The sequence below is a fragment of the Acidovorax sp. LjRoot38 genome (assembly GCF_964252975.1).
GTDB classification, from domain to species: domain Bacteria; phylum Pseudomonadota; class Gammaproteobacteria; order Burkholderiales; family Burkholderiaceae_C; genus Acidovorax; species Acidovorax facilis.
Genome location: NZ_CAXUPT020000011.1, coordinates 134,424 through 157,454, shown reverse-complemented (window position 1 = coordinate 157,454; position 23,031 = coordinate 134,424). Strand labels below are relative to the sequence as shown.

General features: G+C 66.0%; 22 protein-coding genes. 16 read left to right on the top strand and 6 right to left on the bottom strand.

Going from position 1 to position 23,031, the window contains the following annotated elements; genetic code table 11:
• The first annotated feature begins 16 nt into the window (after positions 1 to 16).
• The 12 genes from ACSQ22_RS19380 to ACSQ22_RS19325 all read left to right on the top strand — a co-directional run bounded on the left by ACSQ22_RS19380 (position 17) and on the right by ACSQ22_RS19325 (position 13,832).
• Positions 17 to 2,500, top strand: coding sequence for a TonB-dependent siderophore receptor (locus ACSQ22_RS19380; RefSeq protein ID WP_436131269.1), 2,484 nt, complete (start codon positions 17 to 19; stop codon positions 2,498 to 2,500).
• 389 nt (positions 2,501 to 2,889) lie between these two features.
• Positions 2,890 to 4,221 (top strand): ABC transporter substrate-binding protein, encoded by a 1,332-nt coding sequence (locus ACSQ22_RS19375; protein WP_436131268.1) that lies wholly within the window; start codon positions 2,890 to 2,892, stop codon positions 4,219 to 4,221.
• 157 nt (positions 4,222 to 4,378) lie between these two features.
• Complete coding sequence (locus ACSQ22_RS19370; RefSeq protein WP_069105336.1) at positions 4,379 to 5,242, top strand: carbohydrate ABC transporter permease; 864 nt, start codon at positions 4,379 to 4,381, stop codon at positions 5,240 to 5,242.
• A 15-nt stretch (positions 5,243 to 5,257) separates the two neighbouring features.
• A complete protein-coding gene (locus tag ACSQ22_RS19365; protein WP_121420576.1) occupies positions 5,258 to 6,103 on the top strand; it encodes a carbohydrate ABC transporter permease in 846 nt (281 codons plus the stop codon).
• Positions 6,104 to 6,149: 46 nt separating this feature from the next.
• Complete coding sequence (locus ACSQ22_RS19360; protein WP_121420575.1) at positions 6,150 to 7,193, top strand: ABC transporter ATP-binding protein; 1,044 nt, start codon at positions 6,150 to 6,152, stop codon at positions 7,191 to 7,193.
• A gap of 5 nt (positions 7,194 to 7,198) precedes the next feature.
• On the top strand, positions 7,199 to 7,945 hold the full coding sequence (locus tag ACSQ22_RS19355; RefSeq protein WP_436131267.1) for an SDR family oxidoreductase: 747 nt from the start codon (positions 7,199 to 7,201) through the stop codon (positions 7,943 to 7,945).
• A gap of 19 nt (positions 7,946 to 7,964) precedes the next feature.
• On the top strand, positions 7,965 to 9,356 hold the full coding sequence (gene dalD, locus ACSQ22_RS19350; RefSeq protein WP_436131266.1) for a D-arabinitol 4-dehydrogenase: 1,392 nt from the start codon (positions 7,965 to 7,967) through the stop codon (positions 9,354 to 9,356).
• A 29-nt stretch (positions 9,357 to 9,385) separates the two neighbouring features.
• On the top strand, positions 9,386 to 10,321 hold the full coding sequence (locus tag ACSQ22_RS19345; RefSeq protein ID WP_055402746.1) for an AraC family transcriptional regulator: 936 nt from the start codon (positions 9,386 to 9,388) through the stop codon (positions 10,319 to 10,321).
• 127 nt (positions 10,322 to 10,448) lie between these two features.
• On the top strand, positions 10,449 to 11,933 hold the full coding sequence (xylB, locus tag ACSQ22_RS19340; RefSeq protein ID WP_436131265.1) for a xylulokinase: 1,485 nt from the start codon (positions 10,449 to 10,451) through the stop codon (positions 11,931 to 11,933).
• Positions 11,934 to 11,961: 28 nt separating this feature from the next.
• Positions 11,962 to 12,996, top strand: coding sequence for a PfkB family carbohydrate kinase (locus ACSQ22_RS19335; protein ID WP_436131264.1), 1,035 nt, complete (start codon positions 11,962 to 11,964; stop codon positions 12,994 to 12,996).
• Between the two features lie 75 nt (positions 12,997 to 13,071).
• A complete protein-coding gene (locus tag ACSQ22_RS19330) occupies positions 13,072 to 13,347 on the top strand; it encodes a hypothetical protein (RefSeq protein WP_055402739.1) in 276 nt (91 codons plus the stop codon).
• 14 nt (positions 13,348 to 13,361) lie between these two features.
• A complete protein-coding gene (locus tag ACSQ22_RS19325) occupies positions 13,362 to 13,832 on the top strand; it encodes a GNAT family N-acetyltransferase (protein ID WP_436131263.1) in 471 nt (156 codons plus the stop codon).
• Positions 13,833 to 14,017: 185 nt separating this feature from the next.
• Here the strand turns inward: ACSQ22_RS19325 and ACSQ22_RS19320 are convergent, their stop codons facing one another.
• Positions 14,018 to 14,485 carry an N-acetyltransferase family protein gene (locus tag ACSQ22_RS19320; protein WP_436131262.1) on the bottom strand — a complete coding sequence of 156 codons (468 nt, stop codon included), beginning with the start codon at positions 14,483 to 14,485 and terminating at the stop codon, positions 14,018 to 14,020.
• A gap of 227 nt (positions 14,486 to 14,712) precedes the next feature.
• Between ACSQ22_RS19320 and ACSQ22_RS19315 the strand changes: the two genes are divergently transcribed.
• Together ACSQ22_RS19315 and ACSQ22_RS19310 are read left to right on the top strand one after the other, a co-directional pair.
• On the top strand, positions 14,713 to 15,315 hold the full coding sequence (locus ACSQ22_RS19315) for a hypothetical protein (protein ID WP_436131261.1): 603 nt from the start codon (positions 14,713 to 14,715) through the stop codon (positions 15,313 to 15,315).
• 36 nt (positions 15,316 to 15,351) lie between these two features.
• Entirely contained in the window at positions 15,352 to 15,807 is a 456-nt protein-coding gene (locus ACSQ22_RS19310; RefSeq protein WP_436131260.1) for a hypothetical protein, read from the top strand.
• Here the strand turns inward: ACSQ22_RS19310 and ACSQ22_RS19305 are convergent.
• Together ACSQ22_RS19305 and ACSQ22_RS19300 are read right to left on the bottom strand one after the other, a co-directional pair.
• On the bottom strand, positions 15,804 to 17,222 hold the full coding sequence (locus ACSQ22_RS19305; protein WP_436131259.1) for an FAD-binding oxidoreductase: 1,419 nt from the start codon (positions 17,220 to 17,222) through the stop codon (positions 15,804 to 15,806). The genes ACSQ22_RS19310 and ACSQ22_RS19305 overlap by 4 nt on opposite strands.
• 46 nt (positions 17,223 to 17,268) lie before the next feature.
• Complete coding sequence (locus ACSQ22_RS19300) at positions 17,269 to 17,691, bottom strand: DUF2069 domain-containing protein (RefSeq protein WP_121505946.1); 423 nt, start codon at positions 17,689 to 17,691, stop codon at positions 17,269 to 17,271.
• Between the two features lie 21 nt (positions 17,692 to 17,712).
• Between ACSQ22_RS19300 and ACSQ22_RS19295 the strand changes: the two genes are divergently transcribed.
• Positions 17,713 to 19,008, top strand: a complete 1,296-nt coding sequence (locus ACSQ22_RS19295; RefSeq protein ID WP_055394755.1) for a YihY family inner membrane protein — start codon at positions 17,713 to 17,715, stop codon at positions 19,006 to 19,008.
• Positions 19,009 to 19,103: 95 nt separating this feature from the next.
• On the opposite strand, the gene ACSQ22_RS19290 is transcribed toward ACSQ22_RS19295, so the two are convergent.
• Positions 19,104 to 19,442 carry an Mpo1-like protein gene (locus tag ACSQ22_RS19290; RefSeq protein ID WP_055394757.1) on the bottom strand — a complete coding sequence of 113 codons (339 nt, stop codon included), beginning with the start codon at positions 19,440 to 19,442 and terminating at the stop codon, positions 19,104 to 19,106.
• 131 nt (positions 19,443 to 19,573) lie between these two features.
• On the opposite strand from ACSQ22_RS19290, the gene ACSQ22_RS19285 reads away from it, so the two are divergent.
• Positions 19,574 to 20,812, top strand: a complete 1,239-nt coding sequence (locus ACSQ22_RS19285; RefSeq protein WP_436131258.1) for a DUF418 domain-containing protein — start codon at positions 19,574 to 19,576, stop codon at positions 20,810 to 20,812.
• Positions 20,813 to 20,842: 30 nt separating this feature from the next.
• On the opposite strand, the gene ACSQ22_RS19280 is transcribed toward ACSQ22_RS19285, so the two are convergent.
• Positions 20,843 to 21,661 carry an alpha/beta fold hydrolase gene (locus ACSQ22_RS19280; protein WP_055394759.1) on the bottom strand — a complete coding sequence of 273 codons (819 nt, stop codon included), beginning with the start codon at positions 21,659 to 21,661 and terminating at the stop codon, positions 20,843 to 20,845.
• Positions 21,662 to 21,663: 2 nt separating this feature from the next.
• Positions 21,664 to 22,974 (bottom strand): O-acetylhomoserine aminocarboxypropyltransferase, encoded by a 1,311-nt coding sequence (locus tag ACSQ22_RS19275; protein WP_436131257.1) that lies wholly within the window; start codon positions 22,972 to 22,974, stop codon positions 21,664 to 21,666.
• Positions 22,975 to 23,031: the final 57 nt, after the last annotated feature.

The following is a 23,031-nucleotide window of genomic DNA, read 5'->3' as shown; positions in this document are numbered from 1 at the left end:
TTTCGGAGCCTGACCCATGCCCTCTGCTGTTCTCCCCTTTCCGCTGAACCCCTGCGCTGCGGCGCTGCTGCTCGCGCTGGCGGCCTCTGCGGTGGCTGCACAGCCAGCCACGGCAGAGACCCCCGCGGCCACGGCCAGCGCTGCGGCGGTGCGCGACTACGACCTGCCCGCCGGGCCATTGGGGGCTGCCCTGAACCGCATCGCGCGCGACGCAGGCCTGGCCCTCACCGCCGATGCGCAGTTGGTGGAAGGCCGCAACGCGGCGCCTGTACGGGGCCGCTTCGATGCACCCGAGGCACTGCGCCGCGCGCTGGCGGGTTCGGGGCTGGAGCTGCGGCAGGCCACGGGCGGCGTCTTCACGCTGCGCGAGGCATCGCGCCCTGCAGTGCAGGCACCCCGGCTCAGCGATGCCGCCACCCTGGGCGCCGTCACCGTGACGGCCAGCGCCGAGGCAGCGCCCGGCGATTTGCCGCCCGCCTATGCCGGCGGCCAGGTCGCCACGGGCAGCCGGGTCGGCCTGCTGGGTCAGCAGAGCCTGATGGACACGCCGTTTCACATCACCAGCTATACGGCCGAACTCATGCAGGACCAGCAGGCGATCACCGTGGCCGATGTGCTGGCCAACGACCCGTCCGTGCGCACGGTGTCCTACAGCCTGACGAACGCTGCTGCGGGGGGCGACATCTTTCTGATCCGCGGCTTCTCGGTGCAGGACTCGGTGCTGTTCGACGGCATCGGAGGCATCGCCACCAACCGTGCCGTGGCGGTCGAAGCGGCCGAGCGCGTCGAGGTGCTCAAGGGCCCCAACGCGCTGCTCAACGGCATGGCACCTGGGGCGGGCGGCGCGGTGGGCGGCGCCATCAACCTGGTGCCCAAGCGGGCGGGCGATGTGCCGCTGACCCGCCTGACCACCACTTACCTGTCCAAGGGCAACCTGGGCGGCCACCTGGACGTGGGCCGCCGGTTCGGCGACGACCACCAGTGGGGTGTGCGCTTCAACGGCGTCTACCGTGACGGGAAGACCGCCACCCAGGGCCAGTCCGTCGAGCTGGGGGCTGCGGCGCTGGCCGTGGACTACCGGGGCAGCCAGCTGCGGGCCTCGGTAGATGCCGGCCACCAGACGATGAACAACGAAGCGCCGCAAGGCGCCGCGGGCTTTGGCATCGACGACGCCATTGCCATCCCCAGGCCGCCCCGGGCCAGCCATCGCGTCGCGCAGGACTGGGAGTTCGCCAGGTCGCAGAGCAACTACCTTCTGGCCAAAGCCGAGTACGACCTCACCCCGGACTGGACGCTCTCTGCAGCCGCGGGTGGCAGCCACACGCGGTCCCGCTACCTCGCCACCGACGTGTTCGTGACCAGCGTGCAGGGCGATGCGCAGGCCACCACGTACTTCTGGCCCAACTGGACGAACTACCGCACCGTGCAAGGCGGCCTGCAAGGCACGGTGCGTTCCGGCGAACTCACGCATCGCATCCACCTGCATGCGTCGTACCTGAAGAAGGACAGCGGCTTCACGGCGCAGTACTACGGCTTCGACAGCTTCGCCACGAACATGTATGCGCCCGCGGCCACCGCGCGTCCGTCCATCGACGGTTTCTCATCGCGGCCGCCACAGACCGATTCCTTGCAGTTGCCGTCTGTGGCGCTGTCAGACACCGTCTCGCTGTGGCAAGACCGCCTGGCCGTCACCCTGGGTGCCCGCTACCAGCGCGTGAAGGTCGTCAAGTACGACACCACCACCGGGGCAGGCAGCACCGCGTACGACGAGCACGCGGTAACGCCGGCGCTGGCGGCGGTGTTCAAGCTACAGCCGCACGTATCGCTCTACGGCAATTACATCGAAGGGCTGGTCCAGGGCGATTCAGCGCCGCTGGGCACCACCAACGCCGGGCAGGTGTTCCCGCCGGTCCGGACGAAGCAGCGGGAGGTGGGCGTGAAGGCCGATTGGGGCCGCTTCAGCACCACAGCGAGCCTGTTCCACATCCAGAAGCCGAGCGGGCTGGTGGCGTCCAACGGCGATGGCACGTTCACCTACCAGGTCGGTGCAGAGCAGCGCAACCGCGGCGTTGAACTCAATGTCTTCGGCGAGGTGGCCCGGGGCACGCGCCTGCTGGGCGGCGTGACCTTCAACGATGCCCGGCTGACCAAAACCGAAGGCGGCACCTACAACGGCAACGCCGCACCCAATGTGTCGCGCTGGCAGCTCAACCTGGGCAGCGACCACGACGTGGCTGCCGTTCCAGGACTGACGCTGTCGGCCCGCATGATCTCCAGCAGCGCGCAGCATGTGGACGCCGCAAACCTGCGGCGCATTCCGGGCTGGACGCGCTGGGACATCGGTGCCCGCTACAAGACCCAGGCGTGGAGCCGGCCGCTGGTGCTGCGCGCGGGCGTGGACAACCTGTTCAACCGCAACTACTGGTCCAGCGGCTCCGGCAACTGGCTGTATGTGGGAAGTCCTCGCACGGTGACTCTCTCTGCCACGGTGGATTTCTGACGGGAGCAGTGCTGCCGTGGGCGGACGGACAAATGGATGGAGGAGGGGGTAGTGGTGTCTTCCCCGGTGGGCCTTGGTGCACGAAATATGGATTAAATTGGCCTCTACCGCTTGATAGATAAGCGCCAAAAGCTATTGATTTGATAGTGATTTGGGGCATCCGCGACTAACCGTGCTGGGGGTCCGGCCCCTCTCTTCCTGGTTGGTTAGATACCCTGTTGACACCTCTAGGTATAAATCCTGAGTATCTGGTGCAAATTAGTATTTGTGGAGGCATCTGGAGTACCAATCGAGCATTGCAGCATCGGTATCGTTCAGTTCGTCAATGCCGTATGCCTGCACTGGCGTTGAACGGTCGATCCCATACCAATTACGAAGGAGACATTCCGATGCCACATTCCCCCCGTGTTTTTGCTCCTCAGCGCCTCGCCCTGGCCGCTGCACTGGCCCTGTCGCTGTGCGACGCCGCCAGCGCGCAGACCGAGCTGGTCATTGCCACCGTGAACAACGGCCACATGATCGAGATGCAAAAGCTCAGCAAAAACTTCGAGCAGGCCAACCCCGACATCAAGCTCAAGTGGGTCACGCTGGAAGAAGGCGTGCTGCGCCAGCGCGTGACCACCGACATCGCCACCAAGGGCGGCCAGTTCGACGTGATGACCATCGGCATGTACGAGGCGCCCATCTGGGGCAAGAAGGGCTGGCTGCAGGAGCTGAAAACCGACGCTGCGTACGACGTGGACGACCTGCTGCCCGCCGTGCGCAACGGCCTGTCCATCGACGGCAAGCTGTTCGCTGCGCCGTTCTACGGCGAAAGCTCGATGCTCATGTACCGCAAGGACCTGGCCGACAAGGCGGGCGTGCAGGTTCCCGAGCGTCCCACCTGGCCGCAGATCAAGGACCTGGCCGCCAAGATGCACGACCCCAAGAACGGGGTGTACGGCATCTGCCTGCGCGGCAAGCCGGGCTGGGGCGACAACATGGCGTTCCTGACCACGCTGGTCAACACCTTTGGTGGCCAGTGGTTCGACATGCAGTGGAAGCCGCAGCTCGAGTCCAAGCCCTGGAAGGACGCGATCAACTTCTACGTGGACCTGCTCAAGAACTACGGCCCGCCCGGCTCTGCCGCCAACAGCTTCAACGAGATCCTGGCGCTGACCAACTCGGGCAAGTGCGGCATGTGGGTGGACGCGACCATTGCGGCATCGTTCGTGGCCGACCCCAAGCAGTCCAAGGTGGCCGACCAGATGGCCTTTGCCCAGGCGCCCACCATGAACACGCCCAAGGGCGCCAACTGGCTGTGGTCGTGGAATCTGGCCATCCCGGCTGGTTCCAAAAAGGTCGACGCCGCGCAGAAGTTCATCACCTGGTCCACCAGCAAGGACTACATCCAGCTGGTGGCCAAGACCAACGGCTGGGCCAACGTGCCCACCGGCACGCGCAAGAGCACCTACGCCTCGCCGGAATTCCAGAAGGCCGCGCGTTTTGCCGCCGCAGAGAAGACCGCCATCGACTCGGCCAACCCGACCGATTCGACCCTGCCCAAGAGCCCGTACGTGGGCGTGCAGTTCGCGGCCATTCCTGAGTTCCAGGCCATCGGCATCGCGGTGGGTCAGCAGATGAGCGCAGCACTGGCGGGCAAGACGACGGTGGACGCTGCGCTCAAGGCCAGCCAGGTGTCGGCAGACCGCGAAATGAAGAAGGCCGGCTACTACAAATAGGCAAGCACCCATTGGGCTACTGCGCGGCCCGATCTGGGGGCGGTGTTCCTCGCCGTACGGGAGTACGACTGCGGTACAGCACCCCCACCTCGGGCCGCTCGCTACGCCCACAGGGCGCTTGCCTCACTGCGCTGTGTAAGTCTGTATCGGAATTCCCATGAACCGCCGCCTGCTACCCCGTCTGCTGCTCACGCCAGCCATGGCCACGCTCTTCCTGTGGATGATCGTGCCGCTGGTGATGACGATCTACTTCTCGCTCATCCGCTACAACCTCATGCAGCCGGACCAGACCGGCTTTGCCGGGCTGGAGAACTTTGAGTATTTCGTCACCGACCCCTCGTTCGGCACGGCGGTGGTCAACACCATCTTGCTGCTGGGTAGTGTGATTCTCATCACGGTGGTGTTCGGCATTGCGATTGCGCTGCTCATCAACGAGCCGTTTGCGGGCCGTGGCATCGTGCGGGTGCTGCTGATTTCGCCGTTCTTCGTCATGCCCACGGTGAACGCGCTGATGTGGAAGAACATGATGATGAACCCCATCTACGGCGTGCTCGCCCAGGTGTGGATGTTCTTTGGCGCACAGCCGGTGGACTGGCTTACCGACCACCCGCTGTTCTCGGTGATCGTCATGGTGTCATGGCAGTGGCTGCCGTTTGCCACGCTGATCTTCATGACCGCATTGCAGAGCATGAACCACGAGCAGCTCGAAGCATCGCGCATGGACGGCGCCAACTACCTGCAGCAGCTGCGCTACCTGTATGTGCCACACCTGGCGCGCTCGGTGGCGGTGGTGGTGATGATCGAACTCATCTTTTTGCTCAGCATCTTTGCCGAGATCTACACCACCACGGGTGGCGGGCCGGGCGATGCGAGCACCAACGTCACCTTCCTGATCTTCAAGCAGGCGCTGCTCAACTTCGACGCGGGCGTGGCCTCGGCCGGGGCGCTGTTCGCAGTGTTGCTGGCCAATATCGCGGCGGTGTTTCTGATCCGCATGGTCGGCAAGAACCTTGACAAGTAAGACGGGGCAACGCTCATGACAACGACAAAACGACGCCGCTCCAACTACCCGCTGGGCCTGCTGGCTTTGCGCACCGTGGCCGCCTGGGGCGTGGCCCTGCTGCTGTTTTTCCCGCTGGGTTGGCTGTTCCTCACGGCGTTCAAGACCGAGTTGCAGGCCATCGCCGTGCCGCCGCAGCTGTTCTTCATCCCCACGCTCGAGAACTTTCACGAGGTGCAGGAGCGCAGCGACTACCTGCTGTACGCCAAGAATTCGGTCATCACCAGCGTGGTCTCTACCCTGGTGGGCCTGATGCTGGCCGCGCCTGCGGCCTACGCCATGGCCTTCTTCAAGGGCAAGTACACCAAGGACATCCTCATGTGGATGCTCTCGACCAAGATGATGCCCGCCGTGGGCGCGCTGGTACCCATTTATGTGCTGGCGCAAAAGAGCCACCTGCTCGATACGCAGCTTGCGCTCATCATCGTGTTCGCGCTGTCCAACCTGCCCATCATGGTCTGGATGCTGTATTCGCACTTCAAGGACATCCCGCGCGAGATCCTGGAAGCCGCGCGCATGGACGGCGCCACGCTGTGGCAGGAGGTGCGCCTGGTGCTGCTGCCGCTGGGCATGGGCGGCCTCGCGTCCACCGGCCTCTTGTGCCTGGTGCTGTCATGGAACGAGGCCTTCTGGAGCCTGAACCTCAGCGCCGCCAAGGCCGGCACGCTGGCTACGCTGATCGCGTCGTACTCCAGCCCCGAGGGCCTGTTCTGGGCCAAGTTGTCTGCGGCTTCGCTGATGGCCATTGCGCCCATCGTGGTGTTCGGCTGGTTCAGCCAGAAGCAGCTCGTGCAAGGCCTGACGTTTGGTGCGGTCAAGTAAGCCGCAGTTTTCCTCTAAGTTTTCAAGATTTCAGGAACCCGATTCCATGGCCTACCTTCAACTGCGCGGCATCGAGAAATTCTTTGGTGAGCACCGCGCCATCAAGGGCATCGACCTCACCATCCAGCAAGGCGAGTTCATCGTCTTCGTCGGCCCCTCGGGCTGCGGCAAGTCCACGCTGCTGCGGCTGATTGCGGGGCTCGAAAATATCGACGGCGGCACCCTGATGCTGGACGGCCGCGACATCACCGACCAGCCCTCCAGCAAGCGCGACTTGGCGATGGTGTTCCAGAGCTATGCGCTGTACCCGCACATGAGCGTGTACGAGAACATGAGCTTTGCGCTCAAGCTCGCCAAGGTGGACAAGCAGGTGATCGACGAGAAGGTGCAGAACGCCGCGCGCATCCTCAACCTCACGCAGTACCTGCAGCGCACGCCCAAGGAGCTGTCGGGCGGCCAGCGCCAGCGCGTGGCCATCGGCCGCGCCATCGTGCGCGCGCCCAAGGTGTTTTTGTTCGACGAGCCGCTGTCCAACCTCGACGCGGCGCTGCGCGGCCAGACCCGGGTGGAGATCGCCAAGCTGCACCGCGACCTTGGGGCCACCACCATCTACGTCACGCACGACCAGGTCGAGGCCATGACGCTGGCCGACCGCGTGGTGGTGCTGCGCGACGGCGTCATCGAGCAGGTGGGCACGCCGCTGGAGCTGTACGACAAGCCTGCCAACCAGTTCGTGGCCCAGTTCATCGGCACGCCGCAGATGAATGTGGTGCCCCTGCCGCAGCTGCCATCGCCTGTACAACAGCAGGCACCCGCCGGGGCGGAGGGCGGTGCCATCGGCCTGCGACCCGAGAACATCACGGTGCGCAACACCGGCGCGACGCCGGTGCCGGGCCAGGTGGACCTGGTGGAAGCATTGGGCGCCGAGACGCTGATCTACGTGAGCACGCCCAGCGGCGCGCAGTTTGTGGCGCGCCAGAACGACCGCACAGGCCTGCGCGCCGGCGATGCGGTTTGCCTGGACATCGACGCCTCGCAAGCCCATTGGTTCGACCCGAACGGCCGCGTGGTGGCCCGCCAGACCGCATGACCGCCATGACTGCTTCCATGCCACGCGGACAAGAACTTCAAGGCAAGGTGGCGGCCGTTACCGGCGCCGCATCGGGCATCGGCCTTGCCAGTGCCCAAGCCATGGCCCACGCTGGCGCGCGTGTGGTGCTGATCGATCGTGACGAGGCCGCGCTGGCCAAGGCGTGTGCAGCCATTGGCCCCGGCGCCTTGCCGCTGGTGCTGGACCTGCTCGATGCCAGGCAATGCGCCAGCCTGCTGCAGCGCACGCTGGCGTTGGCTGGTCAGCTCGACGTCTTCCACGCCAACGCCGGGCTGTATGTGGGCGGCGACCTGGTGGATGCCGACCCCGACGCCATCGACCGCATGCTCAACCTGAACGTCAATGTGGTGATGAAGAACGTGCACAACGTGCTGCCCCACATGATCGAGCGCGGCACGGGCGACATCATCGTCACCAGCTCGCTGGCCGCGCATTTCCCCACGCCGTGGGAGCCCGTCTACGCATCGTCCAAGTGGGCCGTCAACTGCTTCGTGCAGACCGTGCGCCGCCAGGTGTTCAAGCACGGCATTCGTGTGGGCTCCATCTCGCCCGGGCCCGTCATCACCTCGCTGCTGGCCGACTGGCCCGCGGAAAAGCTGGCCGAGGCCAAGGCCAGCGGCAGCCTCATCGAGGCCTCCGAAGTGGCCGACGTGGTGCTCTTCATGCTCACCCGCCCGCGCGGCATGACCATCCGCGACGTCGTGATGATGCCCACGAACTTTGATCTCTAGAAACCCGCAGTCACGCACCATGAATTTCATCCTGCACCTGGGCCTGGGCTCGTTCCACCGCGCCCACCAGGCCGTTTACGTTCACGCATTGCGCCAGCAGGGCGACACGGGCTGGGCCATCGCAGGCGGCAACCTCCGCCCGGACATGGCCGACACCATCGCGGCGCTGCAAGCGCAGGATGGGCGCTACACGCTCGAAACCGTCACCCCCCAAGGCGAGCGCAACTACACCGTCATCGAGTCGATCCAGCGCGTGATCCCCTACCAGGATGACCTGGCCCCGCTGATTGCCATGGGTGCCGACCTTGCCACGCGCATCATCAGCTTCACGGTGACCGAAGCGGGCTACTACCTGGATGCCCAGAACCAGCTCGACTGGCCCACGTTTGCCGACCTGCGCGCCGACCTGGCGGCCGTGAAGGCGGGCCAGGCAGGCCACACCATCTACGGCGGCCTGGTCAGCATCCTGCGCGCGCGCAGGGCAGCCGGTGCGGGCGCCGTGACGCTGATGAACTGCGATAACCTGCGCCACAACGGCGACCGCTCGCGCGGCGGGCTGCTGCAGTTCATCGAGGCGCTGGGCGATGCGCCACTCAAAGAGTGGGTAGAGCAGAACACCACGAGTCCCAACGCCATGGTGGACCGCATCACGCCGCGCCCCACGCCCGATGTGGCCGAGCGCGTGAAGGCTGCCACCGGCTGGGACGACAAGGCAGCACTCATGGGTGAAAGCTTTATCCAGTGGGTCATTGAAGACGACTTCATTGCAGGCCGCCCCGCGTGGGAAACAGTCGGTGTCGAGATGGTGCAGTCGGTGCAGGCCCATGAAGAGGCCAAGATCCGCCTGCTCAACGCAACCCACAGCTGCATTGCGTGGGCGGGCACGCTGGCGGGCTACCAGTACATCCACGAAGGCACACACGACGCGGCCATTCGCCAGATGGCCTACGACTACGTCACCGACGACGCGATCCCTGTGTTGCAGCCATGCCCCATCAACCTGGAGCAGTACCGCGACGTGGTGCTGGACCGCTTCGGCAACCCTGCCATCGCCGATACCAACCAGCGCGTGGCCATGGATGCGTTCTCCAAGATCCCCGGCATGATTGCGCCCACCATCCGCGACCGACTGGCGCGCAACGCGTCGTTCGACAGCGTGGCCATGCTGCCAGCGCTGTTCCTGGCCTACCTGCAGCGCTGGCACGCGGGGCAGATTCCCTACGCCTACCAGGATCAAGCCATGGACCCTGCAGTGGCCCATGCCATCTGCGATGCTGCTGACCCCGTGGCGGCCTATGCGGCCGACACGACCCTGTGGGGCGAGATGGCCAGCCACCCCCAATTGTTGGACGCGCTGCGCAAAGCCTATGCCCGCGTGTTGGCTTTTGTGGCGGAGCGGACAGGCGCCTGATGCTGGTGTAATTTGAGTCCACTATCGCCATGACCGTGAAGACGCCCATCGCCCCGCGCCAGACCAAGCCCGAGCTGGAGCACGACTATGTGCGCTCGCCCGCTCTGGGCTACGAGTCGCCCGAGACGGCGGGCTTCATCCGTTGCTTGTCGCACGGGTTTCCCACGCCGCTGGCGCGCTGGCATTACCACGACGAGTACGAGCTGCACCTGATCACCGCGACCTCGGGCAAGGTCTTTGTGGGGGACTGGATCGGTCAGTTCCAGCCCGGCCACCTGGTGCTGACCGGGCCGCGCCTGCCGCACAACTGGATCAGCATGGACCTGCCCGAAGGCGGCGTGCCGCTGCGCGACCTGGTGATCCAGTTCTCGCACGCGCCGCTGGTGGCCAGCAGCGAGACCATCCCCGAGCTGCGCGAGGTACTGCCTCTGCTGGAGCGCGCGCGCCACGGCGTGGAGTTCTTTGGCATGGAAGCGCAGGCGCAAGAGCATTGGCACCGCATCAAGGCGCGCCAGGGGCTCGCCCGGTTCGGCGCGTTCTGCGAATTCATGAGCGACCTGGCGCGCTGCACCGACTTTCGCCTGCTGTCGAGCACGCAGCTGCAAAGCGAGGACAACGATACCCAGCTCGACCAGATCAACGCCATCGTGAGCCGCATCACCGACCACCTGGCCGACCCGCTGTCGGCAGCCGACCTGGCGCAAGAGCTGGGCATGACGGAGAGCCGCTTCTCACGCTTCTTCCGCCGTGCCACGGGCAACACCTTCACCGACTTTGTGAACCTGGTGCGTGTGAACCGCGCGTGCCAGCTGCTGATGGAGACCGAGCGCTACATCACGCACATTGCTTATGACGTGGGCTTCAACAACATGGCCAACTTCAACCGCCGCTTTCTGGACATCAAGGGCATGACGCCCAGCGAGTACCGAAAGCAGGGCGCGGGAAGGTTTGGAAAGACTTCCTGATCCCCGGCCGGATCTGCACCCCGAGAGGGGGGGAGGCCCTTGTTGCGTGACCCCTGCACGCAACCCGCCAAAGACAAAGGCCGGGCCATGGCTTTCACTGTGAATCACTGACATCTGTCCATCACCCATGTACCTCGGAATCGATTTAGGCACCTCGGGTGTCAAGCTCCTGCTGCTGGACGATGCGCACACTGTGGTCGCTACGGTAGATGCCGCCGTGCCCCAGCTGCGCCCCCAGCCCAACTGGAGCGAGCAGCACCCCGCCGACTGGTGGGCCGCCGTGGAGACTGCCGTGACGCAGTTGCACGCGCAGGCTCCCGCAGCGTGGGCGCAGGTGCGGGGCATCGGCCTCTCGGGCCACATGCATGGCGCGGTGGTGCTGGACGCGCAGGGCCAGGTGCTGCGCCCGGCCATCCTGTGGAACGACGGCCGCGCCAGCGCCGAATGTGCGCAGCTGGAATCGGCTGTGCCCACCTCGCGCCAGATCACCGGCAATCTCGCCATGCCCGGCTTCACCGCGCCCAAGCTGCTGTGGCTGCGCACGCACGAGCCCGCCGTGTTCGACCACATCCGCAACGTGCTGCTGCCCAAGGACTGGCTGCGCCTGCAACTCACTGGCGATATGGCGAGCGACATGTCCGACGCATCGGGCACGCTGTGGCTGGACGTGCAGGCGCGCGCCTGGAGCCCGGCCATGTTGCAAGCCTGTGGGCTCGATGTTTCGCACATGCCTGCGCTGGCCGAGGGCAGTGCGCCCACCGGCACACTGCGCAGCGATGTGGCACGCCGCTGGGGGCTCGGTGACAGCATCGTCGTGGCTGCTGGCGCGGGCGACAACGCCGCCAGTGCCGTGGGCGTGGGCGCCCGCACTGCGGGGCAGGGCTTTGTGTCGCTGGGCACCTCGGGTGTGGTCTTTCGCGTGACGGACGCTTTGGCGCCTGCCACCGAGCGCGCCGTGCACGCCTTTGCCCATGCGCTGCCGCAGCGCTGGCACCACATGTCGGTCATGCTCAGTGCAGCGAGTGCGTTTGGCTGGATCACCCGGCTCACGGGGCGGGGCGACGAGGCGCAACTGTCTGACGCCGTGGGAGCCCTCAGCGCCAGCCGCCAGGCGCAGGCGCCACTGTTTCTGCCGTACCTGAGTGGCGAGCGCACACCGCACAACAACGCGGCTGCCACCGGCGTGTTCATGGGCCTGCGGTCCGAGCATGAAGCGGCGGACCTGGCCTATGCCGTGATGGAAGGCGTGGGCTTTGGCCTGCTCGATGGCCTCAACGCCATGCGCGCCGCAGGGCCGGGGAAGGGTAGTGACACAGGTCGGAGTGATGCGCCCCTGGCGCTCGTCGGGGGTGGCGCACGCAGCAACCCTTGGGCGCAGCTGCTGGCCAGCGCGCTGGGCACCCCACTGCAGCGCCCGCAGGGCGCACACGCCGCAGCCGCCCTGGGGGCCGCGCGCCTGGCCGCCATGGCCTGCGGTGGTGACGAAGCCCATTGGTGCGAGCCCCTGCCCGCTGACGCCACTTTCATGCCACAGCCCGCACAACAAACCCAGCTGGCCGAACGTTATGCCCGCTTTGTCGCGCTCTACCCCGCGCTGCAATCGCAGTTCTGACGCACTGTCTGCTTCCTTCCAAACGTCCATGACTTCCGCATCCACGATTTCCAACGGCACAGCGCCCATCCACGCCGCCATTGCCGGCGAGGCCCTCATCGACCTGATCCGCCGCCCCGATGGCAGCTACCTGCCGTGCCTGGGCGGCGCGCTCTACAACCTGTGCCGTGCGCTGGCCCGGCAAGGCGTGGGCACCCAGTACCTCAACCCCCTGTCGCGCGACCGTTTTGGGCGTGAACTGGCTGCGCAACTGGTGGCTGACGGCGTGGTGCTGGCCCAGACCGAGCCCGTGCTGCAGGTCACCTCACTGGCCGTGGTCAACCTCGACGCACATGGCCACCCCGACTACGCCTTCTACCGCGAAGGCGTGGCCGACCGCGCCGTGTCCGACGCAAGTCTGGGCGATAGCTGCGCCGCCTTGCCCGCGCTGCAGTTGGTGTGCACCGGCGCGCTGGCGCTCGACGCGCGTGACACTGCCATCTACCTGCCGTGGCTGGCCGCCCAGCGCGCCGCAGGCCGCTGCGTCGTGGTCGATGCCAACCTGCGCCCCTCCGTCATGCCCGACCTGGCGGCCTACCGCACCGCGGTGCACTCCGCGCTGGCACACGCCCACATCATCAAGGCCAGCGACGAAGACCTGGAGCATCTGGCCGTGCCCGGCGTGGATGCCCTGACCCGCGCACAGCACCTGCTGGCTACCAACCCGCAGGCCCGCCTGCTGGCACTGACGCTGGGGGCTGAAGGCGCCTGGCTGCTGCACCGCAACGGCGTGCAGTGTTTTGCCAAAGAGGCCCAGCCGCTGCCAGTGGTGGACACCGTGGGCGCGGGCGACAGCTTTCTGGCAGGGCTGCTGGCGCATTTGCTGCGGCAGGCGCAGGCCGCGGGTGGTGCGAGCTTTGTGCGGTTTGTCGAAACGCTGACGGCCGATCCCTGCCAGCAGGCGCTGCGCCATGCGCTGGCCAGCGCCAGTTTGTGCGTGATGGAGCAAGGCTGCGTGCCGCCGGGCTGGGAAGCTGCCCGCGCATGGAACCAGCAGCCTCCCGCAGCCCAAGACCCGCGCTGACATGGGGGTTCGGTCACCATCTCTGGAGTGGCAGGCCGTCTATCATTTCCCGTCGCTGATTTGCGGAGGATGCCGATGACGGAGTTTCTGGTTGCGATGCTGTGGTCAGTGGTTGAAGTGCTGATCGTCTTCACGGGTGCGCAGGTGGTGCGGGTGGTCGGCCTGGGCCGCTGGCGCTCTGAGCGCTGGGGCAGCAACGAAGCGCGGACCTGGAGTGCAGCGGGCGCACTGTCGTTCCGGCATGAAGGACAACGTGTGGTGACGACCAATGGCCTGATATTCGTAGGCTTGTTGTTTTATGGGGTGCTCGCTGTGCTGGCTGTCGCGCTTGCAGGGCTGGTTTCGGCGTGATTGCGGTTAGCGCAGTGCCTGAGGGCACAAAGATCATCCCGGTGGGCCCCGAGGCGGCAGAAGCCGCCTGCACGGTCATCCGTCGGTCCATCACCCACTGCTGCGTGCTCGACCATGCCAATGACCCCGCTATCCTGACGGCCTGGCTGGCCAACAAGACGCCCGAGAACCTTGCTGCGTGGATGTCCGCGCCGGGCGCTGCGGTGTGGGGCGCATACCGGGGCGGAATGATGGTGGGCTTTGCGCTGCTGGCGAGGGCCACGTTGGCGTTGTGCTATGTGGTGCCAGAGGCCTTGCACCAGGGCGTAGGCCACGCCCTACTGCGTGAGGCCGAGGCTCACGCGCGACAGTCGCGGCTGGCGGCACTGGGGCTGGAGAGCACGCGAACGGCGGAGGCTTTTTACCGTCGCAATGGCTATGAACCCGCAGGTGCAGTGCAGTCCTGGGCAGGGCTGCAGGCACAGCCGATGCGCAAGGTGTTCTGAAGGGGGCTCTGGGCCGCGTGGAACGCGATGCCCAGAGCCACGACCTCGCCGAGTGCCCTGTCCATCAGGGTTATGGCAGTTGTTGGAAGCGAGAATGTTAATAGAAAATGGCCGTGGCGCTTGATGTGTAAGCGCAATCAGCTATTGTTTTCATAGTAAATCTCGGCGTGGCCGGCAGGCGTTGATCAGAGTTCCTGCGAGTAGACGATGGACCCATGGTGCTTGGCCATCTTGTCGTACAGAAGTCGCGCGGTGGTATTGGTTTCGTAGGTTTGCCAATACACGCGCGATGCCTTGGCTGCCCGCGCTGCGCTGTACACGGCGTCGATGAGTGCGCGCCCCACGCCCCGGCCCCGCGCGGCTTCGTTGGTGTACAGGTCGCTCAGGTAGCAGATGGGATCGATGCGTGTTGTGCTGAGGTGAAAAAGGTAGTGCGCAAGCCCGAGGATCTTGCCGCCCGCAGCGTCGTGCGCCACGAGGCAGAAGACGGGCTCTGCCGGGTCCAGCAAGCGCTGCCAGGTGGTTGCGTTGATGTGCTCGGGCAGCGCGGTGGCGCCAAAGCGGCCATAAAACGCGTTGTAGCCGTCCCAGAGCGGGCGCCATGCGGCATAGTCTTCGGGCTGGACGGGGCGCACGGTCAAAGTGGAACTCATGGTCGGCCTGGCGGTGTTGCTGGAGCCGTGATTGTGCAGGTGGTGGAAAGGGATGGGTGTCAGTGCCAGCGCACCGCAAGGCACGGCTCCGGGGTCGTGACGGGCACCCAACAGCAGCGAACGCAAGGCCCTGTGGGTTTCTCGCGACGGCCTGGGCTGCGGTGCCGTGGGCGTGGCTACGATGTGCGCTCGTTGGCATCCCGTCTCCAACCTTCCACTGCCCGCCCATGAGCTATGTCCTGCACCTTTGGCGCCATCCGGTCCCTGTTTCCAGCGAGGATGCGCGAGCCACGCTGCACGACCTGCGCCAGCAACTGAGCTTCAGCCCCGATGCTGCGGCGGGCCAGTTGCTGGAGGCCATCGCATCCGCGCTGCCCCCGGAGGGAGCGCCGGAAGACTACTGGACCGAAATCCCGGAGCCAGACCCGTTTGCGTTGGTGCAAAGCCTGAGCCCTGACGTGGCCGAGCTGGAGGCGGTGCTGCCGGTGATCGAGCGCGTGGCCCGCCAGCTGGGGTGGGTGATTTTTGATCCGCAGAGCGGCGAGGTGCACACCCCTTCGGGGCGGGTGATGGGCCCGAGGGGATCTGCTGCAGCCGTGGCAGATGTGCCTGTGCCCCCTGATCTGGATACTTCGCCTTCGGCGCGCAGCCGCTGGGTGCAACAATCGCTGGAGCCCTTGTTTGTGCAGCGGGGCTGGCGCAAGGTGCGGGGCGAATTCTGGTTCAAGAAAAAGCTGCCTGTGGGCGAGGCGCTGGTGTACTCGGACATGGTGCGGGACACCTTGCACCATGGCGTGTGGATACGCCTTGCATTGCCCTCCCACCTGTAGTCCGCTCTTAACAGCGATGGCGGGCCGGCCTTCAGGGTGTCCCTGCAGCACTTCGCGCAGACGCACAGGCTGCCCTTCACTTACCTGGAGCCACCGGCACTGTTCCAAAAACAGGCGGGAGGGGTGATCTACGAGTTGCCCATGGGCAGCGCAGACAGTGCTGCCACGCGCCGGGATGAGCTGGCGGCGCTGTACGACAGGGCCGTGCTGGACTGGCTGGACCAGCTGCACAGCCTGGAGGATCTGGACAGATGGGCCAACCGCGTGCCGGATGAAGAATGCCCCTTCGTGGGCCTGCGCCAACGCAGCGACTACCGCTTGCTGAACTACCACCCCGATCTGCTGGTGGCTGCTGCAGTCAACGCCCCTGACTTCGCGCAACGCGCCCTGGAGCGCTATGCAATGTACGAGGTCGACGCGTTTGGCAGGGGGCTGCTGCCCCAGATGCACGAGCTGCTGGCCGTGTGCGGGCTACACATCGTGCGGCGTTAGACCTTCAGCACCCGCCCCGGGTTCATGATTCCCTGCGGGTCCAGCGCCTGTTTGATGGCGCGCATCATGCCCATGGCCACAGGCGACTGGTACTTCTCCAGCTTGTCGGCCTTGAGTTCGCCAATGCCGTGCTCGGCCGAGAATGAACCGCCGAACTCGGCCACGGCCTCATAGACGAGGTGGTTCACATGGGCTTCGTGCTCGCGCAGAAAGGCCTTGGGGTCGCCCTCGGCGGGCGCCTGCACGTTGTAGTGCAGGTTGCCGTCGCCCAGGTGGCCGAAGTTGACCAGGCGCACGCCGGGGATCTCGCGCTGCAGCACCGCGTCGGTGTGGGCCACAAAGGCGGGGATGCGCGAGATCTGCACCGAGATGTCGTGCTTGATGTTCAGGCCCTCTTCGGCCTGGGCGAGCGGAATGCACTCGCGGATGTGCCAGAGCTGGTGGGCCTGCGTGAGATTCTCTGCCACCACGGCGTCGGTCACGCAGCCCATTTCAAACGCGGTCTCCAGCAGCGACTCAAACCGTGCACGCGCGTGTTCTTCGGATTCGCTGTCGGAGTTTTCCAGCAGCACGCACCAGGGTGCGTTGTCGTCGCCCAGAAACGGCACGCGCAGCTGTGGCATGTGTTTGCCCACCAGGCTCAGCGCAAACTGGCCCATCACCTCGAAGCCCGTGAGGCCCGCACCCAGCTGCTTGTGCGCCAAGCCCAGCAAGGCCACGGCGTGTTCCATCGACGGCACGGCGGCCCAGGCCGTGAGGTTGGCGGCGGGCTGGGGGTAGAGCTTCATCGTCGCAGCGGTGATGATGCCCAGCGTGCCTTCGCTGCCGATGAACAGGTCGCGCAGGTCGTAGCCCGTGTTGTCCTTGCGCAGGCCCTTGAGGCCATCCCACACCTCGCCCTGGGCGGTGACCACTTCGAGGCCCAGGCACAGGTCGCGCGCATTGCCATAGCGCACCACCTGCGTGCCGCCTGCGTTGGTGCCCAGGTTGCCGCCGATGGTGCAGCTGCCCTCGGCCGCGAGGCTCAGGGGGAACAGCACGCCCGCGTTCTGCGCCACATCCTGCAGGTTCTGCAGGATGCAGCCGGCTTCCACCGTCATGGTCAGGTTGTCGGTGTCCACGCTGCGCACCGTGTTCATGCGCGTGAGGCTCAGCACGATCTGCGTGCCCGAGTCGTCGGGCGTGGAGCCCACGGCCAGGCCGGTGTTGCCGCCCTGGGGCACGATGGCGGTGCCCGCCGCTGCGCAGGCCTTGACCACAGCCGCCACTTCCTGCGTGCTGGCGGGGCGCACCACGGCCAGGGCCTTGCCGCGCACGCGACGGCGCCAGTCCTGCTCCCAGGCAGAGAGGTCGCCTTCGGTGATCACATGGGCGGGGCCGACGATGGCGCGCAGGGTGTCAAGCAGAGTGGTCATGGTCAAGGAGTTTCTTCTTCAAGGCGATGAAAAGAGGAGGTTGGCATCAGGATGCAGCAGAGGCGGCTGCAGCCGCCTTGGCATTGCGCTGGCGCAGCCGCACATGCAGCGTGCAGGCGGTGAACAACACGAGGCACAGGGCCACCTCGGCCCAGGCCAGCCACTGCGACGGGGGCTTGTCGCTCCAGCCGCGCACCACGCCTTCGGTGAAATACAGCCAGATCACCAGGCTGACCCAGCGGTAGGTGTACATGCGGTTCTTGAGAATGCCCGCCAGCGGGATGCACAGCGGAAGCGCCTTGAGTGCGAGCCATGAGCCACCAGGGCGCAACGGGGCCAGCACCAGCTCCCAGGCCAGGCACAGAACAATCAGCGCCAGCAGGCTGCAAGTGGCCAGCCAGCGCGTGGATTCCACAGCGCTGTCTGCGGGAACGGGGAGGGCGGGCGGGGCAGAAGGTGATGCGGTCATTGGGGTGGCATCATATCGGCCATGTCCTTGTCCTTACAGGCAGTGGCCCAGCGCGCGGAGGCGCTGGTGACCGAGCTGTCGCACTTCCCCTGGAAAACCACGGCCCAGACGCTGCGTGAGCGCTTTCGTGAGGACCATCTGGGGCTTACGGCCAGCAGCCTGACCTTCACCACCATCCTGGCGCTGGTGCCCTTCTTCACCGTGGCACTGGCAGTGTTCACGGCCTTCCCCATCTTCGGCAAGCTGCAGGATGCGCTGCAGGGCTGGCTGGTGAACAGCCTGGTGCCCGACAGCATCTCCCGACAGGTGCTGGGCTACCTCACGCAGTTTGCTGCCAAGGCCAGCAGCCTGGGGGTGGCGGGTTTCAGCATTTTGTTGGCCACGGCGCTGGCGCTGATCCTCACCATCGACCGCACCCTCAACGACATCTGGCGCGTGCAGCGGCTGCGGCCGCTGGGCCAGCGGGTGCTGATCTACTGGGCCGCCATCACACTCGGCCCGCTGCTCATGGGGGCGAGCCTGGCGCTCACGTCGTATGTGATGTCGGCCTCGGGCGGGCTGGTCAAGCGCCTGCCCGATGGTGTGCAGCTGCTGTTCGATTCGATCCAGTTTGTGGTGCTAGCGGGGGGCATGGCGTCGCTGTACCACTATGTACCCAACACGCCGGTGAAGTGGCGGCACGCCTGGACGGGAGGGCTGTTCGTGGCCGTGTGCATCGAGCTGGCCAAGAAGGTGCTGGCGCTGTACCTCGGCAAGGTGCCAACGTATTCGGTGGTGTACGGTGCATTCGCCACGCTGCCCATTTTGCTGGTGTGGATCTATGTGGCCTGGGTCATCGTGCTGCTGGGCGCGGTGGTTACGGCCTACCTGCCCAGCTTGCTGGCAGGAGTGGCGCGGCGCGGCACCGTGGCGGGCTGGACGTTTCAACTGGCAGTGGAGGTGCTGCAGCAACTGCACCGCGTGCGCCACCAGCCCCTCAAAGGCCTGCGCCCCGGCCAGCTCGCCCAGTTGCTGCGGGTGGATGTGCTGCAGCTGGCCCCGGTGCTCGAGGCGCTGACCGCGCTGGACTGGGTGGGCCAGGTCAACGATGCGGCGGTGGACGCTGCGGACGTGCCCGAGCCGCGCTATGTGCTGCTGGCCAACCCGGGCGCGACACCCCTGGCGCCGCTGGTGCAGCGCCTGCTGCTGGAGCGCGCCGAGAGCCTGCAGCCGCTGTGGTTACAGGCCCGGCTGGACGGGTTGCTGCTGGAGGATGTGCTGCAGGTGGGCGCAGGCGCTGACCCCGGCCTGGGCGCGCAGCGGGCCGTGCCCATGTAAGCTATCGAAATATAGCTGCTGGCGCTTGTTGGATAAGCGCTAGGGCCTATTTTTACTTGAATTTATCGCCGTGACAGCTGTCGCGAATCACCGCTTCAGAACGGCACCTTCCCCGTCCAGATGTCCTTGTACATCACCCAGTCGCCCATGAAGCTGTAGAGCGGCCGCTTGAAGCTGGCGGGTTTGTTCTTCTCAAAGCCGAAGTGACCCACCCAGGCAAAGCCGTAGCCGCACAGCAGGCCATACAGCAGGTACTGCGGTTTGCCCGTGACCACCAGCATGGCTAGGCAGACCAGGGTGAGCGTGGAGCCCACAAAATGCAGGCGGCGGCAAGTGCGGTTGCTGTGTTCGCCGAGGTAAAAGGGGTAGAAGTCGGCGAAACGCTTGAAGGTGCGCGGGTCGGTGGTCGTGGTGTGGGGGGCACTGATGTCCATCGTTGTCTCCTTGGGGGTGGGGCTACCTGATGCCAAACGCTTTATACGCCCAAGCCCTTGAAAATGCAGTGCCACTGTGGACATGAGATGCCGTGGGCTGTCGTTGAACAGGTTCTGTCACCATCGCCAGGATGACTTCCGCGGAATCCACAACCACCTCGTCTGTCGCTGCCCCCGCAGGGGGCCGCGAACACGCCATCGACGCGCTGCGCGGCTTTGCGCTGCTGGGCATCCTCATGGTCAATGCGGGCAGCTTTGCCTCCACCTACTTTGGCGTGGGGGTGTCTGACCCGGCCTTCTCGCGGCCGGTGGACCACGCTGTGCGCTGGCTGGTGAGCTTCTTCTTCGAGACCAAGTTCTATCTGCTGTTCTCGATGCTGTTTGGCTACAGTTTTGCACTGCAGATGGATGCCGCCCGGCGCACCGGCAGCGCTTTTGTTCCGCGTTTTCTGCGGCGCCTGCTGGGGCTCTTGCTGCTGGGGCTGGTGCATGCGTGGCTGCTGTTTGCGGGCGACATCCTGGTCACCTATGCGCTGCTGGGCCTGCTGCTGCTCGCATGGCGGGACGTGCGTCCGGGCACGGCAGTGGTGCTGGCACTGGTGCTGCTGGGTGCCACTGCCGCTGGCTGGGGCCTGTTGGCCTGGCTGGTGGCGCAGGTGCCGCCGATGGACTTGCCCCTGGCAGAGCTGCACGCCAAGGCGCAGCAAGCCGCGCAAGCGTATCGCGCCAGTGCCCTGGAGGCCATTGCGCAGCGCGGGCGGGACATGGCCGAGGGCGTGTGGTTTGTGCTGGTGTTCGTGCAGGGCCCGTGTGCGCTGGCCATGTTCTTGTTGGGGCTGGCGGCGCACCGCACCGGCTATCTGGCCACTGTGGCGCAGCACCCCGCGCGACTGCGCCGCTGGATGGTGTGCTGCCTGCCGGTCGGTGTGGCGGGTGCGTTGTTCTATGCCTCTACGCAGGGAGGCGGCAGCGCTCACTCGCCCGAGCATGTGGGTCTGGCTGCACTGGCAGTGGATTTGGCCACCGCACCGTTTCTCACTTTCGGCTATGTCGCGCTGCTGCTGTGGTTGCTGCAGCGCGGCCCTGCCGGCCGCCGGCTGGGCGCTGCGCTGCAACCAGCGGGGCGCATGGCACTGACGAACTACCTGCTGCAGTCGCTGGTGGGGGCGCTGGTCTTTACGGCCTACGGCCTGGCGCTGGTGGGCCAGGTGTCGCCGGGATGGGTGGTGCTGGGCGTGCTGGTGCTGTACGCCAGCCAGCTGGCGTGGAGCCACCGCTGGATGGCCACGCATGCCTATGGTCCGGTGGAATGGCTGCTGCGTGCTTTCACGCAGTGGCAGTGGCCCGCATGGCGGCGCGTCCCGGCCTGACTGCAGGCCGGGACGCGTGCGGAGCGCTGCTCAGCGGGCCAGAAAGTCGCGCAGCGCGAACAGCGTTTCTTCCGGCGCCTCGGTCATCTGGTTGTGGCCCACCGGCAGGTTGGCCATCGACACGGATTTGCCTGCTGCGCGTGCCGCATTCACCAGGCCCTGCGCGGCTCTGGGCGGTGTCATCTGGTCCTGGCTGCCTAGCGCAAACAGCACCGGGCATGTCAGCTGCGCCATGGCGGCTTCGCCGCCGGTGTAGCTATCGCAGGCCACAAACCCCCGGTGGAACACGTTGACCGCCGTATTGCTGCGCAGCACCTTGCGCCCCAGCGCCATGCCCGCGCCAAACACCCAGGTGCCTGGGCCCAGGGCCGATGGGGGCGCAGACAAGGTGCTGCGCGAGAACACGTTGACCATGCGCATCGCCTTCTCGGGGTCGGTCTGTGACGCTTCGATGAGTGCGGGCGAGACCTTCATCGGGAACGCCGTGCCCACCAGCACCAGGTGACTGATGCGGTCTTTCAGGCGCGCGGCCGCCTCCATGGCAATGAGTGAACCCCAGCTGTGGCCCACCAGCGCTGCGCGCTGCACACCGGCGGCATCGAGCAGCGCACCGATGAAGTCCGCGCCTTGCTCCACCGTGGCGGGCGCCTCGCCACTGCTGCGGCAGTGGCCGGGCAGGTCGATGGCCAGCACGTTCCAGCCGTGGTTGGCCATGTAGCGGCTTTGCAGGGCCCATACGCTGTGGTCGTTGAGCACGCCATGGATGAACACCACGGTCGGTTTGGCGGCGTCAAATGCCTTGCCGCCGGTGTAGCAGTAGATGGCGGCGCCGTTGACTTGGATGTGCATGGTCAGGCCCCCGCCTTTTCTGCGGCTTTGAGCGCGCGTTTCAGGTCGTCAATGAGGTCGTCGGCATCTTCGAGGCCGATGGACAGGCGGATCGTGCCCTGGCTGATGCCTGCGCCCGCCAGCGCTTCGTCGCTCATGCGGAAATGCGTGGTGCTGGCCGGGTGGATCACCAAGCTGCGGCAGTCGCCCACATTGGCCAGGTGGCTGAAGACCTTGAGGGTTTCGATGAACTTCTTGCCCTGCTCGCGGTTGCCCTTGAGGTCGAAGCTGAACACCGAGCCCGCGCCACGCGGCAGCAGCTTTTGCGCGAGGGCGTGGCTCCCGTGCGACTCCAGCATGGGGTGGCCCACGCGCGACACAAAGGGCTGTGTGGCCAGAAATTCGACCACCTTCTCGGTGTTGCGCATGTGCTGCGCCATGCGCAGCGGCAGGGTTTCAATGCCTTGCAGGATGAGCCAGGCCGTGTGCGGGCTCATGCTGGCGCCAAAGTCGCGCAAGCCCTCGCGGCGCGCGCGCAGCAGAAAGGCGCCCACGGTGCTCTCCTCGGTGAACACCATGTTGTGAAAGCCGTCGTAGGGCTGGGTCAGCTCGGCAAACTTGCCGGCGGATTTTGGGCCGTCCCAGTCGAAGCTGCCGCCGTCGACCACGATGCCACCCACCACGGTGCCATGGCCTGAGAGGAACTTGGTGGCCGAGTGGTAGACCAGGTCGGCGCCATGCTCGAAGGGCTTGATGAGCCAGGGCGAGGTGAGCGTGGAGTCCACCAGCAGTGGCACGCCGGCCTCGTGCGCGATGGAGGATACGGTGGGAATGTCCAGCACATCTAGGCCGGGGTTGCCCACGGTCTCGCCAAAAAACAGCTTGGTGTTGGGGCGTGCGGCAGCGCGCCAGCCGTCGATGTCGCCGGGCTTCACAAACGTGGTCTCAATGCCGAAGCGCGAGAGCGTGTAGTGCAGCAGGTTCTGCGAGCCGCCATACAGCGCCGTGCTGGCCACGATGTGGCTGCCCGCGCCCATGAGTGTGGCAATCGCCAGGTGCAGCGCGGCCTGGCCGCTGGCGGTGGCAATCGCGCCGACGCCGCCTTCCAGTGCTGCCACGCGTTGTTCCAGCACCGCGTTGGTGGGGTTGCTGATGCGGCTGTACACATGGCCGCCGCGCTCCAGGTTGAACAGTGAAGCCGCGTGGTCGCTCGACTCGAAGACGAACGACGTGGTCAGGTGGATGGGCGTGGCGCGCGCGCCAGTGGCGGGGTCGGGGCTCGCGCCTGCGTGCAGCGCCAGCGTGTCAAAGCCGGGGTCGGAGTAACCGGGCATCTTGTGTCTCCCATGTTGTCAATGCAGGCGGGCATTGTGGGCTATATTTGCCGACAA

Coding starts and splice junctions, on each gene's coding strand:
- ACSQ22_RS19380 (WP_436131269.1), top strand. CDS start 17: ATGCCCTCTGCTGTTCTCCCCTTTCCGCTGAACCCCTGCGCTGCGGCG.
- ACSQ22_RS19375 (WP_436131268.1), top strand. CDS start 2,890: ATGCCACATTCCCCCCGTGTTTTTGCTCCTCAGCGCCTCGCCCTGGCC.
- ACSQ22_RS19370 (WP_069105336.1), top strand. CDS start 4,379: ATGAACCGCCGCCTGCTACCCCGTCTGCTGCTCACGCCAGCCATGGCC.
- ACSQ22_RS19365 (WP_121420576.1), top strand. CDS start 5,258: ATGACAACGACAAAACGACGCCGCTCCAACTACCCGCTGGGCCTGCTG.
- ACSQ22_RS19360 (WP_121420575.1), top strand. CDS start 6,150: ATGGCCTACCTTCAACTGCGCGGCATCGAGAAATTCTTTGGTGAGCAC.
- ACSQ22_RS19355 (WP_436131267.1), top strand. CDS start 7,199: ATGACTGCTTCCATGCCACGCGGACAAGAACTTCAAGGCAAGGTGGCG.
- dalD (WP_436131266.1), top strand. CDS start 7,965: ATGAATTTCATCCTGCACCTGGGCCTGGGCTCGTTCCACCGCGCCCAC.
- ACSQ22_RS19345 (WP_055402746.1), top strand. CDS start 9,386: ATGACCGTGAAGACGCCCATCGCCCCGCGCCAGACCAAGCCCGAGCTG.
- xylB (WP_436131265.1), top strand. CDS start 10,449: ATGTACCTCGGAATCGATTTAGGCACCTCGGGTGTCAAGCTCCTGCTG.
- ACSQ22_RS19335 (WP_436131264.1), top strand. CDS start 11,962: ATGACTTCCGCATCCACGATTTCCAACGGCACAGCGCCCATCCACGCC.
- ACSQ22_RS19330 (WP_055402739.1), top strand. CDS start 13,072: ATGACGGAGTTTCTGGTTGCGATGCTGTGGTCAGTGGTTGAAGTGCTG.
- ACSQ22_RS19320 (WP_436131262.1), bottom strand. CDS start 14,485: ATGAGTTCCACTTTGACCGTGCGCCCCGTCCAGCCCGAAGACTATGCC.
- ACSQ22_RS19315 (WP_436131261.1), top strand. CDS start 14,713: ATGAGCTATGTCCTGCACCTTTGGCGCCATCCGGTCCCTGTTTCCAGC.
- ACSQ22_RS19305 (WP_436131259.1), bottom strand. CDS start 17,222: ATGACCACTCTGCTTGACACCCTGCGCGCCATCGTCGGCCCCGCCCAT.
- ACSQ22_RS19300 (WP_121505946.1), bottom strand. CDS start 17,691: ATGACCGCATCACCTTCTGCCCCGCCCGCCCTCCCCGTTCCCGCAGAC.
- ACSQ22_RS19295 (WP_055394755.1), top strand. CDS start 17,713: ATGTCCTTGTCCTTACAGGCAGTGGCCCAGCGCGCGGAGGCGCTGGTG.
- ACSQ22_RS19290 (WP_055394757.1), bottom strand. CDS start 19,442: ATGGACATCAGTGCCCCCCACACCACGACCACCGACCCGCGCACCTTC.
- ACSQ22_RS19285 (WP_436131258.1), top strand. CDS start 19,574: ATGACTTCCGCGGAATCCACAACCACCTCGTCTGTCGCTGCCCCCGCA.
- ACSQ22_RS19280 (WP_055394759.1), bottom strand. CDS start 21,661: ATGCACATCCAAGTCAACGGCGCCGCCATCTACTGCTACACCGGCGGC.
- ACSQ22_RS19275 (WP_436131257.1), bottom strand. CDS start 22,974: ATGCCCGGTTACTCCGACCCCGGCTTTGACACGCTGGCGCTGCACGCA.